This window comes from Pontibacterium granulatum, assembly GCF_029961155.1.
In the GTDB taxonomy this organism is placed as follows: Bacteria; Pseudomonadota; Gammaproteobacteria; order Pseudomonadales; family Balneatricaceae; genus Pontibacterium; species Pontibacterium granulatum.
This window is the reverse complement of record NZ_JASBRH010000022.1, coordinates 26020-38779: the sequence shown is the minus strand read 5'-3', so window position 1 is coordinate 38779 and position 12760 is coordinate 26020. Positions and strand designations below refer to the sequence as shown.

The following is a 12760-nucleotide window of genomic DNA, read 5'->3' as shown; positions in this document are numbered from 1 at the left end:
TTTAGTGCAATACACAGGGCAGGTCTATGAAGCAGGAACATCCGTTTGCGCAGTACGTCCGGATACTCGGCAAGGGTAAAACGGGCACCCGGTCACTTACCCGCGAAGAAGCCGCCGCGGCGATGGGGATGATACTGGACGGGCAGGTTGAGCCGGAGCAGTTGGGGGCATTCCTGATGTTGCTGCGTGTTAAAGAGGAGGCTCCGGAGGAGTTGGCGGGCTTTGCCGATGCGACACGGCAGCGCTATGCCGCGCCAAATCAGCTTCAGGTTGATCTGGATTGGTCCAGCTATGCTGGAAAAAAACGCCGTCATCCCTGGTTCCTATTGGCGGCGCTCTGTCTTGCCGCTCATGGCTATCGTATTTTTATGCACGGCGCCAAAGGACATACGCCGGAGCGTATCTACACCGAAGATATGTTAGCGCAGTTTGGTCTAACGGCATGTGAGAGCTGGTCGGATGTAGAGTCAGAGTTATCCCGCGTGAATTTTGCCTTTATGTCAATCAATCATGTATGTCCGCCGTTGGGCGAGATTATTCAGCTGCGTTCCGTTTTGGGGCTGCGCTCACCGGTACACACGTTATCTCGTATGCTTAATCCGCTGCATGCCAAGTGCAGTATTGACGGTGTTTTTCACCCGCCGTACGGTCCGATGCATCAGTTGACGGCTCAGCTCCTCGGCTTTGAGCGAAATCTCACGCTGAAGGGGGATGGCGGTGAAGCAGAAGCGAAGCCCGATGGTGAAAATACCCTGCAGTGGGTGGTCGACGGCAAACTGGAAGAAAACGAATGGCCGCGTATCGTGCCGCGCCGGTTTGTAAAAGAGGGCGCGCTTGATCCGGAAGAGATCGGTCGAGTCTGGCGGGGTGAATCAGAACATGAGTATGGATTGCTTGCGGTTAAATCAACGATTGCCCTGGTGCTGAAGCTGTTGGGTGAGGTCGGTGACCAGCAAGCGTTGTTGTCACGTGCTGAGCAATTGTGGGCTGAGCGTGATGTTGAAAAGTTTTCAATAGGCTAATAAATGTACATTCTGGTTCGTTATATGCATAATAACGAGCCAGTTGTTAATTGTTTGTTTTTTAGTCGAGTCTATGAAATCTATCAGTCGTCGGGGTTTTCTTAAGGGCCTCAGTGGAACCGCATTTGGACTGGCCAGCGCCTCTGCGTTTGGTACACAGGTCCCTCTTCTGGCAAGCAAGGAACGCACGCTCAGTTTTTATAACCTGCACACCGGTGAAAGTATGGATGCGACTTACTGGGCTGATGGGCACTATATCCCAGAGGTGCTGGCTGACGTGAATCACCTGTTGCGTGACCACCGCAGCGATACCAGTACGGTGATGGACACCCGTCTGTTCGACATGCTGCACCTCCTGCAGCAGGATCTCGGCGTCAACAAACAGTTCCATGTTATATCTGGGTATCGTTCACCGGAAACCAATGCCAAGTTGCGTCAGCAGAGCAAGAACGTCGCTAAGCGCAGTTACCATATGCTGGGCAAAGCAATCGATATCCGGTTGCCGGGAGTGCCTCTTAAGGCGCTGGGCAGTCAGGCCCGTGCGCTGCAGGTTGGTGGTGTTGGCTACTACCAGCGCAGTAATTTTATTCATGTGGATGTCGGGCCGGTTCGCACTTGGGGCTGACAGATATAAAAAAACGGGGCTTGATGCCCCGTTTTTTGTGTCCGGAAATTCGTGCCTAATCCCGTCGCAGTTTGTCCGAAACGGCAATCGGTGATGGGAAGTTGAAAATCACCACGTAGGTGGATAGCAGGAACGTCAGGATCGCAGTTGCCTGGATAACATGTGAAGCTTCCTGGCCAATCAGGGTCGCGCTTGTGGCGATGTAGGCGATCAACAGAGAGAATTCGCTGATCTGCCCGAGTCGGAATCCAACCTCCCATGCCAGGCTTTTGCTTTCGCTGATTTTGCTCAGCAGGAAGCGGAATGCAACCGGTTTCAGACCGACAACCAGCACTGCCAGAATGATGGACGGCAGGATGATATCGCCCAGCAGGGTCAGGTTGAAGCTCGCACCGATCGAGAAGAAAAACAGGATCAGGAAGAAATCACGCAGTGGTTTCAGGCTGGTGGCGATGTACTGTGCGATTGGACTGGTGGCAATCGATACCCCGGCAACAAATGCACCAATCTCCGCGGAGAGTCCGGACATTTGGGCGATTTCTGCCAATCCCAGGCACCAGCCGATGGCCAGCAGGAAGATGTACTCATGAAAGCGGTCAAAGCGTTGAATCAGTTTCAGTAAGACATACTTCACAAACACAAACGCTGCAACGATCAGAATAGGCAGTGCCACCAGGGTTTTTAAATAGGTGCCCATGCCGTTGCTTTCTGCCTCTCCGCTGTACAGGAACAGCAAGACCATGATCGCAATGACATCCTGTAACAGAAGCAGACCCACAACCAGCTCACCGGTATGACGATGGTGCAGCACAGTGGTTGGCAGCAGCTTGATCCCGATAATAGTGCTGGAAAACATCAGCGCGGTACCGATGATGGCTGCTTCCGTTTGTGTATAGCCGAAGGCGACGCCGATACCGTAACCCGTTGCGAAAAAGATGACTGAGCTGCCGATAGCCACCAGCGTCGCCTTTTTCAGCATATGGATCAGATGGCTGGGTTGCATATCCAGGCCCAGCAGGAACAGCAGGAAAATAATGCCGATATGGGAGATCTCCGACATCATCTGGGTATCACTGACATACCCCATGCCGTAAGGACCAAGGATGGCGCCCAATACGATGTAAGCAACCAGTAGGGGTTGACGGGTATAAAGGGCGGCGGACGCCAGAATTGCAGCGCCGGTAAAGATCAAAAAAAACGAAAATACGAGGTTATGCCCTTCCATCTACTCTACGGTCCTTGATCGGTGTGAACTCGCCTCAGTTTATCAGATGCGAGGGGGGGCTTTATACCGCTATCTCTGCCCAGCGGCGCTTGGACCAAACATAAGAGAATATGACAGACGAAAGGGCGCGGTGTATCAGTTGTACCAGCCAGATACCCAGCAAGCCGAATCCCAGGTGAGGGCCCATCAGCCAAGCCAGTGGCAGATAGAATGCCCATTGGCTGGCTGTGCTGATGTAGAGCACGGAGCGGTTGGCGCCAGCCCCCAGTAAGGATTGGGTCAGCACGATGGCGGCCGTGTCGACGCAGATCGCCAGTGCCGTGATCTGGAGTGGTAGTCTCGCCTCAGCCAGTACGTCCGGCTGGTGGATAAATAAGCCGAGCACAAGGTCTGGCGCCAGCCACATAGGCAGGCTAAGCAGTATGATGGTGCCCAAGGCCGTTTTGATCGTATCCCAGCCCCACTGACAGGCTTCCTCTGTTTTACGTTCTCCCAGTGAATGACTGACCAGCGAGGTTGAGGCGATGCCGAATCCGACGCCCGGCAGGATCAGGAACAGGGCCAGGTTGATCAGCACATGGGCGATGGCCTGCTGCTGGGTGCCAAGTTGGCCGATAATCCAGAACAGGGTGCAGATGCCGCCCGCAAAAAAGAATTGCTGCAGTGAGTGGGGAATACAGAGTCCGAGCAGGCGACCGATGGATGCCGGGCCGCGCTGATAGCGTAGGAAACCGTGGGGGCGTGCGTCCCGCCACACCAGAACTGCATTCAGTGTGCCGCCCAGGTATAGCGCAATGGCGGTGCCCAAACCAGCACCGGGAGCTCCCATGGCGGGCAAGCCAAAATGGCCAAAGATCAACGCGTAGCTAATGATAACGTTGAGCAGGTGGATGGCAATCAGAGTTGCCAGGTAGGTGCCCGGTCGTTTGGTGCCGTTCCACCATCCGCGAAAGGAGAGGTTGATCCCAACCGCCAGCATTGCCATGGTACGGTAATCGAAATAACGTTGTCCGATCTCCTGTGTGGCAAGATCGTCGGTCACCAACGCAATGATCTGATCTGAAAACGACAGATAGAGCAGGCTGAGCGGTAGGGCAAAAAACAGTGAGATCGCCAAGCCCCAGTTAACAGGGCGGGCCATTTCATCGACCCGACCCTGCCCCCGGCGTCGCGCGACCATCGCCTGCACACCGGATGACAATCCAAGGATCAGGCTTACGGCAACAAAGTTGGCGTAACTGCCAGCGCCCACACCTGCCAGAGCACGATCACCCAAACTACCCACCATCACAGCGTCTACCAGATTCAGGATGCTCTGAGACAGCATGCCGCCAATGATTGGCAGGCCGAGCAGCAGAATCGTTTTATAGCGTTGAGTTGCAGACATCGTGGATTGGCGGCAAAAGAAAAGGCGCAAGTTTAACAGAAATATCCCTGCATGCCCTCTGGTTAATAACTGAGCAATTTACTCAGAAATAGAATCGGTGTATGCTTCAGCCAGATAGAGCAAGTAAAAGTTAAGACAGGATTTTGTATGACCATTACGGTAACCGAAAGCGCCGAAAACTATCTGGCAGAACTGTTAGCTAAGCAGGACGTTGAAGGGATTGCTGTCCGCATGTTTGTTACTCAGCCGGGCACGCCTTACGCAGAATCTTGTCTTGCATATTGCCGCCCGGACGAAGTGATTGAAGATGATGAGGTGATGGAGCTGAGCAAGTTCCGCGTCTACATCGAACAGAACAGCGTTCCATACCTCGAAGAAGCGATGGTGGACTTCGCAGAAGACCGGATGGGTGGCCAGTTGACGATCAAAGCACCAAACTCCAAGGTGCCTAAGGTCTCTCCTGATAGCCCGATGGATGAGCAGATCAATTACATCCTGTACGCTGACATCAACCCAGGTCTGGCTTCGCACGGTGGTGAAGTAAAACTGATTGAGTTGGTGGAAGAAGAGAACGGACATATCGCAATTCTTCAGTTTGGCGGTGGTTGTCAGGGGTGCAGTGCGGTTGATATGACCTTGAAAGACGGTGTTGAGAAAACGCTGGTCGAGCGTGTTGCAGGCCTCGCCGGGGTGCGGGATGTGACAGACCACAGCGTGCGAGAAAACGCATACTACAAATAAACATCAAAAAGGGGGCGATTCAGCCCCTTTTTTGACTTCGCCCAGTGATGGTTGATGCTATATATTGAAGGCAGCTCCATTTATCTAAGAACCTGATTTTTTTATATCTATTGGTTGTAATTGGCTGTTGGCATCCCCATCTAGCCAATAATAGGTTTTTAGTTCGTGTTTATAGCACCTGCCTCTGCAGGTGCCTGTATCTGATAAGGTAGGGTCATCATGGCGCAAACAGACGAAAACAACGTACAGGTAACCACCGAGCTCCCGGTTCTTCCGCTGCGCGATGTAGTGGTATACCCGCACATGGTGATTCCGCTTTTCGTGGGCCGCGAAAAGTCGATTCAGGCTTTGGAAGTGGCGATGAGTCAGGAAAAAGAGATCCTGCTGGTCGCTCAGAAAAATGCGTCGGATGATGATCCTGCGGCAGACGAACTGTTTAACGTAGGTACCGTAGCCAGCGTTTTGCAGATGTTGAAATTACCGGATGGCACTGTAAAAGTGCTGGTGGAAGGTGATTTCCGTGCGTCTATCAAGGCTTTGCACGATGACCACGAATACTTCTCTGCAGAAGTGGAAGCGCTGGCGATCGACGATGTTAGTGATACCGAGGCTGAGCTGTACAAGCGCACCATGCTGGAGCAGTTTGAGCGCTTTGTTCAGGTGAACAAGAAAATACCTTCAGAGGTCTTGTCCTCACTTCAGAACATTGATGATGCAGGTCGCCTGGCAGATACCATTGCTGCGCACATGTCGCTTAAGCTGGAAGAGAAGCAGAAAATACTCGAGATGCTGAGTAACCGCGAACGTCTCGAACACCTTATGGCGCTGATGGAAGGCGAAATCGATCTGGTAGAGGTCGAGAAACGCATTCGTGGTCGCGTTAAAAAGCAGATGGAGAAAAGCCAGCGCGAGTACTATCTGAATGAGCAGATGAAGGCGATTCAGAAAGAACTGGGTGATCTGGACGAAACCGGCTCCAATGATATGGAGCAGCTCAAGCAGCGCATCGAAGAGGCGGGTATGCCGCAGGAAGCGCTGGATAAGACCATGAGCGAATACACCAAGCTGAAGATGATGTCTCCGATGTCTGCAGAAGCAACAGTGGTGCGTGGTTATATCGACTGGATGCTGCAGATACCATGGACCAAGCGCTCTAAGGTTCGTCACGACATGAAGCGTGCCGAAAAGATCCTGAACGAAGACCACTACGGTCTGGAAGAGGTTAAGGATCGTATTCTGGAATATCTGGCAGTGCAGCGTCGTGTTAAGAAGCTGAAAGGCCCGATCCTGTGTCTGGTAGGTCCTCCGGGTGTGGGTAAAACCTCCCTGGGTCGCTCTATCGCCCGTGCAACCAACCGTAAGTACGTACGTATGGCGCTGGGTGGTGTGCGTGACGAAGCAGAGATTCGTGGTCACCGTCGGACCTACATCGGATCTATGCCGGGTAAACTGGTGCAGAAGATGTCCAAGGTCGGTGTGAAAAACCCACTGTTCCTGTTGGATGAGATCGACAAGATGGGTATGGATCACCGCGGTGATCCGGCATCTGCGCTGCTTGAGGTTCTGGACCCTGAACAGAACAGCACCTTCAACGACCATTATCTGGAAGTGGACTACGATCTGTCTGACGTGATGTTTGTGTGTACCTCCAACTCCATGAACATCCCAGGTCCGTTGCTGGACCGTATGGAGCTGATCCGTATTCCGGGTTACACCGAAGATGAAAAACTGAATATCGCGCGTAAGTATCTGATTCCTAAACAGCTGAAGAACAATGGGTTGAAGGAAAAAGAGGTTCAGATTGAGGATTCTGCAGTAACGGGGTTGATCCGATACTACACCCGCGAAGCGGGCGTACGTGGTCTAGAGCGTGAAATCGCCAAGTTGTGCCGAAAGGTGGTGAAAGAGCTGGCACTGGCGGATAAAGCCGAGTTGCCGGTGGTGATCACGGATGAGCAGTTGGAGAAATACTCCGGCGTCAAGAAACACAAGTTTGGCATGGCAGAAGAGCAGGATCTGGTAGGTCACGTAACCGGTCTGGCCTGGACTCAGGTGGGCGGCGATATCCTCAGCATAGAGGGCGCAGTGGTGCCGGGTAAGGGGCGTCAGGTAACAACCGGTAGTCTGGGTGATGTGATGAAAGAATCTATCCAGGCCGCGCTGACAGTGGTGCGTAATCGCTGTCACAGCCTGGGTATTAAGTCTGACTTCCACGAGAAGAATGACATACACATCCATGTTCCGGAAGGTGCAACACCTAAAGATGGTCCAAGCGCTGGTATCGGGATGTGCACGGCACTGGTTTCTGTATTGACCAACATTCCGGTACGTTCTGACGTGGCTATGACCGGTGAAATCACCTTGCGCGGGCAGGTTTTACCGATCGGTGGGCTGAAGGAAAAGCTGCTTGCTGCGCACCGTGGCGGTATTAAAACTGTCATCATTCCTGAAGAAAATGAGCGCGATTTGAAAGAAATTCCCGCCAATATTAAAGCAGATCTCGATATTAAGCCGGTGCGTTGGATTGATGAGGTGCTGGAGATCGCACTCAAGTACCAGCCTGAGCCGTTGAAGGGTGAATCAGAAGAGGGCGTCTCTGGCAAGGAAAAATCAGCAAAAAATGCGCACGGGCAAATTAAGGCACATTAGGCAAATCAAGGGGTAGAAAGGCGTTGAAGCGTGTTGACACCCCTTTCTGCCTGTTGGTATAAATTGCCAAGACCATCTTGCTGGACTGGATTTTTAGATATAACAACTAGATCTTTTCGATAAAGGGGAACAATGTGAATAAGTCTGAACTGATCGACGCTATTGCAGCTTCTGCTGACATCTCTAAAGCTGCAGCTGGTCGCGCGCTGGACGCGACTCTGGAGGCTGTAACTGGTGCTCTGCAGAACGGTGATTCTGTCGCACTGGTAGGTTTCGGTACTTTTGCTGTAAAAGAGCGTGCTGCTCGTACTGGTCGTAACCCACAGACTGGTAAGCCGATCGAAATTGCTGCTGCTACTCTGCCTACCTTCAAACCAGGTAAGGCACTGAAAGACGCAGTTAACAAGTAAGACCCGGTAGCGTCGGGGTTTTACTCCGGAACGGTTTGAATAGGACTCGAGCTTGTCCAGCCGTTCCACCCAAGTTCCTCGTGGAAGGGGATCTAAAGAGAAAGTGAGGTGTTTTAAGTTGTTAGGTGTCTCACTCTCTCCACAAACCGGCCAGTATCTTTTGACATTCGCCGGTTAAAAATTTGAAAAAAGGCGCAATCCTTCACAGGGCTGCGCCTTTTTGTTGTTAGATGATTGCCAGGATTATTGAAGCACCATGCTGCAAACGATTCGGAATAACTCTCAGAGCATCATCGCAAAAGTGATTGTGGGCCTAATCGTCGTCACCTTTGCGCTCTTCGGTGTTGAATCACTTGTAAGTCTCACAAGTGGTAGTAATGCCCCTGCAACTGTGAACGGGGAAGAGATCAGCGAGCGTCAGTTGCTGCAGGGCGTTGAGTTACAACGTCGTCAGTTGCTGAATCAAATGGGCGAAAATGCGGATCCAACGCTGCTAGACGATAACGTAATCAGCAAAATGGTGCTGGATGGACTGATTGAGCAGGCCGTGCTCACGCAGGCAGCCGACAGTCAGGGGCTAATATTCTCTGATCGCATGATCGATCAGCTATTGGTAAATACACCAAGCTTCCAGATTGATGGTGCGTTTGATCGTGCGCAGTTTGAGGCAGTACTGCGAAACGCAGGCCTGACTCCGATGATGTATCGTGACTTGGTGCGCAAAGAGAAGCTGGTTGAGCAGATGCGTACCGGTTACCTGCTCTCTGCATTTGCGCTGGATTCTGAACTGGATAGTGTTGTGGCGCTGGATCAGCAGAAACGTGATTTGAGCTACTTCACGTTAAACGCTGACAAGGTCGCAGCGGAGATTGAAATCTCTGATGACGAAGCGCGTGGTTTCTACGATGCCAATCGTGGTAACTACAAGACCGAAGAGCAGGTTGTTATTGAGTACTTGCTGCTGGACAAGGTTAAGATGCTTGATGAGGTTGAGGTTTCTGACGACGAGGTACAGCAGCAATATCAGGCCTTGGCTGAGAACTTTGAAGGTCAGGAAGAGCGCAAGGCATCCCATATCCTGATCGAAATCTCGGACGAACGTAGTGCAGATGATGCCGAAGCCAAAGCGGCGGCGATTGCACAGCGTATCGCAGCAGGTGAAGACTTTGCCGAGCTGGCGAAGACTGAATCTGACGATCTGGGTTCTGCTGAAAGCGGCGGTGATCTGGGCTACAACGCCAAAGGGTTGTTTGTACCTGAATTCGAAGACGCCCTGTTTGCAATGGAGAAAGGACAGGTGTCCGAGCCTGTACTCACGGACTTCGGTTACCACATCATCAAGCTGGTTGATATCCAGACGACCGAACCGCCAAGCTTCGAAGAGGCACAGAACGACATCAAATACGATCTGCTGCGCGAAAAGGCGGAAGGGGTTTACGTCGAGCGTCTGGAGCGTCTGGCTGACCTGAGTTTCTCTTCTGGTGATTTGGTCGAGCCATCCGAAACCCTGGGTATGGAGATCATTACCAGTGAACCGTTCAGTCGCCTGGGTGGTGACGATGACGTGACCGGTAATAACCGTGTTGTTGCAGCGGCGTTTACCGAGGAGCTGCTTAAAGAGGGGGTCAACAGTACGCCCATCGAACTGGACGCTTCGCGCTCCGTTGTGGTTCGGGTGAAAGAGCATAAGCTGCCACGTGAGCAAAGCTACGACGAGGTTGCAGAAGAGGTTAAATCTCAGCTGCTGAACGATCGTATTGCTAAAGCGCTGGATGAAAAAGTGGAGGATATTCTGGCGGCGTTGAACGCTGGTGAGACGTTGGCATCCTTGGCTGACGGAGCAGAGGTGAGTTCACTGGAAGCGGTTGGCCGTGGTCAGCGTGATCTACCTCCTGAGGTACTGCAGCAGGCGTTTAAAGTGCCTCACCCGGCAGACGGCGACGTTAGCTATGCTTCTACGACACTGGGGGACGGTGGCCGTGCGATCATCGCGATTTCCGGTGTGGAGCAGGGCGGTGTTGAATCGTTGAGTGACGATGAACGTAAAGCGATGCAGTCTGTTCTGGGATCCCGTAAAGGGCAGTATGACTACCAGGATCTGGTGGTCGAACTGAACGCAAGTGCGGAGATTGAGCGTTTGTAACGCTAAGCTGCATAATAAAAACCGGCCTCTCTTTTTGGGATGCCGGTTTTTTTATGTCTGGAGCAGTCTCTGTTTGGGGCGCTCTTTGGGATTGGTGCGAAAGTAGTAGAAAAAGCATGCAGAGGGATAAAGGCGAAAAGGTCGTAACAGGACGAAGCTTAAGTTAGCCAACTCAGATGCCTAACCATTAGTTTTGTGGAGTGTGTCCCATGCCTGTTGCGAAAATAGATCTACTTGAAAGCTGTTCCCAGGAACAGAAGGAGCGCCTGGGTCAGGAGATGATAGAGCTTATCAGTCGAACCGTAATCGTGCCGCGTAATCGAATCAAGGTGATTATTCAGGATCGAGCCTGCGGTCCGGAACATGCCGGAGGATTTACGTTTATCCACGGGTAATACCCCTCAACTTCTGAGAGTAATCGCCGTTAACCTATTTTTGTATGACTCGGTACGCAGCACAAGGAACTGTCTGCTACTATATTTCGGTTGTTTACTTCAGGATGTGTAAGTTATGGATTTTGCATCACTGATCGGGATTATCTCCGGTCTGGCTCTTATTATTTCTGCCATCGTGCTGGGCGGCAGCGCAGATGTTTTCATAAACGTGCCGGGGTTAATGATCGTAGCTGGCGGCACAATAGCTGCGACCTTTCTTACCGTATCCTTTAAAGATGTACTTAAAGCCTTTAAAGCGGCTTACATCGTCTTCTCCCGCGATAAAACCAATGCCCAGAAGATGATCCAGACGATGCTGGAGTTGAGCCGTATCAGCCACCGACACGGTCTGATCAAGCTGGGTGATGTAAAAACAAGCTCCAATGTTTTAAAGCGTGCCTGTAATCTCCTGGCTGAAGCGGCGTCCGAGCAAGTGATCCGTAATACGCTACAGAATGAGATCGATTCGTTGATCATGCGTCATCACACCGTTCAGGACGTTTTTAAGAAGATGGCCGCTTATGCGCCAGCATTTGGCATGTTGGGGACGTTGATCGGTCTTATTCAGATGCTGAGTGAACTGGACACCCCCGAAACCATCGGCCCGTCGATGGCAGTCGCGTTGCTGACCACCTTTTACGGTTCTCTTCTTTCTACCATGGTGTTCTTGCCGATCGCAGGCAAGTTGCGCGCCCGAACCATGTCGGAGGTCGCTAACCTGGAAATCATTCGTGAAGGGTGTATTGGTATCCTGACCAACGACCACTACATGCATGTTTATGAGCAGCTCGCATCCTATCTACCCGAGGCAGAACGTAAGCCAGTTAAAGTGGGTACTGCACGCAAGGCGGCGGACTCGGGTAAGGCCGCGCCCACGGCTGCTGAGGCGAAAGGAAAAGCCAAGTGAAAACCAAGCACCGGTTTCCTGACGAAGAGAATGAGATGGGGTGGTTGGTCACTTATGCCGATCTGATGACCCTCTTGCTGGTGTTTTTTGTTCTGCTGTTTTCTATTTCGAGTGTCGAGAAAGATCGATTTGAAGTGTTCGTCAATGCGCTTCAGATTGAGTTTCAAGGGGCTCTGTCCGCAAACAGTCTTATTGATTTAAATGTTATTGCGCCAGTAACCACAGATGTTCCACAGCCTCTTGAAATTGATGTTACCCAAACTTCAATTAAAACCTCTGATGCGGCGGATGGGGAAAACGCTGGCGACAAAGCATCCGAAAAGCTCACCTCTTCACCCGTTGCGCAGACCGACCTGCAGGATTGGGAAATGATGGTGAGGGATCTTCAAAGCGCCGTTGATTCGCAACAGCTAAGCGAGCATGCAACAGTGACGATGCCCAAAGATGGCATGGTGAAGATAGTTGTTGATGGTGCTGTGTTCTTTGAAGTGGGCTCGGCGCGTCTCAATAGCCGGATTAATCCGTTTGTGAATGTGCTGCTCGATACCATGTATGCCCATCAGGGCTATAAAATGAACATTCAGGGGCATACGGACGATACACCAATAGATACGGAGCAGTTCCCTTCGAACTGGGAGCTATCCGCTGTTAGGGCGACAACGGTGTTGCGTTACCTGGTTCGGGGTGGTGTTCAGCCTGAGCGCCTCTCGGCAACAGGTTACGGTGATTCGGTACCCCTGGCGCCGAATACGAATTACGTTAACCGTGCGCGGAATCGCCGCATTGAATTTGTGTTGGAGAAGCAGGGAGATGATTGAACTCGAGTACAGCAGAGATAGCGGCAGACGTGCCTATCGACATGAGATTACAGAGGCGGATGGTTTTCGTTTAACCGTATCTGGTCAGGTTTGTGATGCGGTCAACCTGTCTGAGAATGGCGTTGCTTATCGGGTACAAGGGGAGTTGCAGGAAGAGCTGCAACCCGCCATGCTGGAATTTGAGTTGGATGGTGTGGCGATGAGCATTTGCTGTAACCTGCAGCGGGTGAGAACACTTGACGGTATTCACTGCTGCGAATTCACTGCGATGTCGGATCGTCAGCACATTATTCTTTCACGTTTTGTAATGCAGTGTCAGAAAGCATACATCCGTCGGCAGAGTCTGAAGGGCTGATACCATACCAGAGAGTGAGCTCTCCGCTGTTCGCTTTTTATTCA

General features: G+C 51.8%; 12 protein-coding genes. 10 read left to right on the top strand and 2 right to left on the bottom strand.

Annotation, left to right across the window (positions count from 1 at the left end):
* Positions 1-26 precede the first annotated feature (26 nt).
* The gene (locus tag QKW35_RS16715; RefSeq protein ID WP_282354958.1) at positions 27-1022 is read left to right on the top strand and encodes a glycosyl transferase family protein; all 996 of its coding nucleotides are present in this window, start codon (positions 27-29) and stop codon (positions 1020-1022) included.
* 73 nt (positions 1023-1095) lie between these two features.
* A complete protein-coding gene (mepK, locus tag QKW35_RS16710; RefSeq protein ID WP_282354956.1) occupies positions 1096-1647 on the top strand; it encodes a peptidoglycan L,D-endopeptidase MepK in 552 nt (183 codons plus the stop codon).
* A gap of 55 nt (positions 1648-1702) precedes the next feature.
* Here the strand turns inward: mepK and QKW35_RS16705 are convergent, their stop codons facing one another.
* Complete coding sequence (locus tag QKW35_RS16705) at positions 1703-2872, bottom strand: cation:proton antiporter domain-containing protein (RefSeq protein ID WP_282354954.1); 1170 nt, start codon at positions 2870-2872, stop codon at positions 1703-1705.
* 61 nt (positions 2873-2933) lie between these two features.
* Positions 2934-4259: an MATE family efflux transporter gene (locus QKW35_RS16700; protein WP_282354953.1), complete on the bottom strand. Its 1326-nt coding sequence runs from the start codon at positions 4257-4259 to the stop codon at positions 2934-2936.
* Positions 4260-4406: 147 nt separating this feature from the next.
* On the opposite strand from QKW35_RS16700, the gene nfuA reads away from it, so the two are divergent.
* The 8 genes from nfuA (at position 4407) to QKW35_RS16660 (ending at position 12716) form a co-directional block, all read left to right on the top strand.
* A complete protein-coding gene (gene nfuA / locus QKW35_RS16695; RefSeq protein WP_282354952.1) occupies positions 4407-5000 on the top strand; it encodes a Fe-S biogenesis protein NfuA in 594 nt (197 codons plus the stop codon).
* Positions 5001-5219: 219 nt separating this feature from the next.
* On the top strand, positions 5220-7649 hold the full coding sequence (gene lon, locus QKW35_RS16690; RefSeq protein WP_282354950.1) for an endopeptidase La: 2430 nt from the start codon (positions 5220-5222) through the stop codon (positions 7647-7649).
* Positions 7650-7783: 134 nt separating this feature from the next.
* Positions 7784-8059, top strand: a complete 276-nt coding sequence (locus QKW35_RS16685; RefSeq protein WP_282354948.1) for an HU family DNA-binding protein — start codon at positions 7784-7786, stop codon at positions 8057-8059.
* 256 nt (positions 8060-8315) lie between these two features.
* A complete protein-coding gene (locus QKW35_RS16680; RefSeq protein WP_282354946.1) occupies positions 8316-10202 on the top strand; it encodes a SurA N-terminal domain-containing protein in 1887 nt (628 codons plus the stop codon).
* A 209-nt stretch (positions 10203-10411) separates the two neighbouring features.
* On the top strand, positions 10412-10597 hold the full coding sequence (locus QKW35_RS16675) for a tautomerase family protein (protein ID WP_282354944.1): 186 nt from the start codon (positions 10412-10414) through the stop codon (positions 10595-10597).
* Positions 10598-10712: 115 nt separating this feature from the next.
* Positions 10713-11543 (top strand): motility protein A, encoded by an 831-nt coding sequence (locus QKW35_RS16670; protein WP_282354942.1) that lies wholly within the window; start codon positions 10713-10715, stop codon positions 11541-11543.
* Entirely contained in the window at positions 11540-12361 is an 822-nt protein-coding gene (locus QKW35_RS16665) for a flagellar motor protein MotB (protein WP_282354940.1), read from the top strand. The genes QKW35_RS16670 and QKW35_RS16665 overlap by 4 nt, the downstream gene beginning before the upstream one ends.
* On the top strand, positions 12354-12716 hold the full coding sequence (locus QKW35_RS16660; protein ID WP_282354938.1) for a hypothetical protein: 363 nt from the start codon (positions 12354-12356) through the stop codon (positions 12714-12716). Before QKW35_RS16665 ends, QKW35_RS16660 begins: the two co-directional genes overlap by 8 nt.
* Positions 12717-12760: the final 44 nt, after the last annotated feature.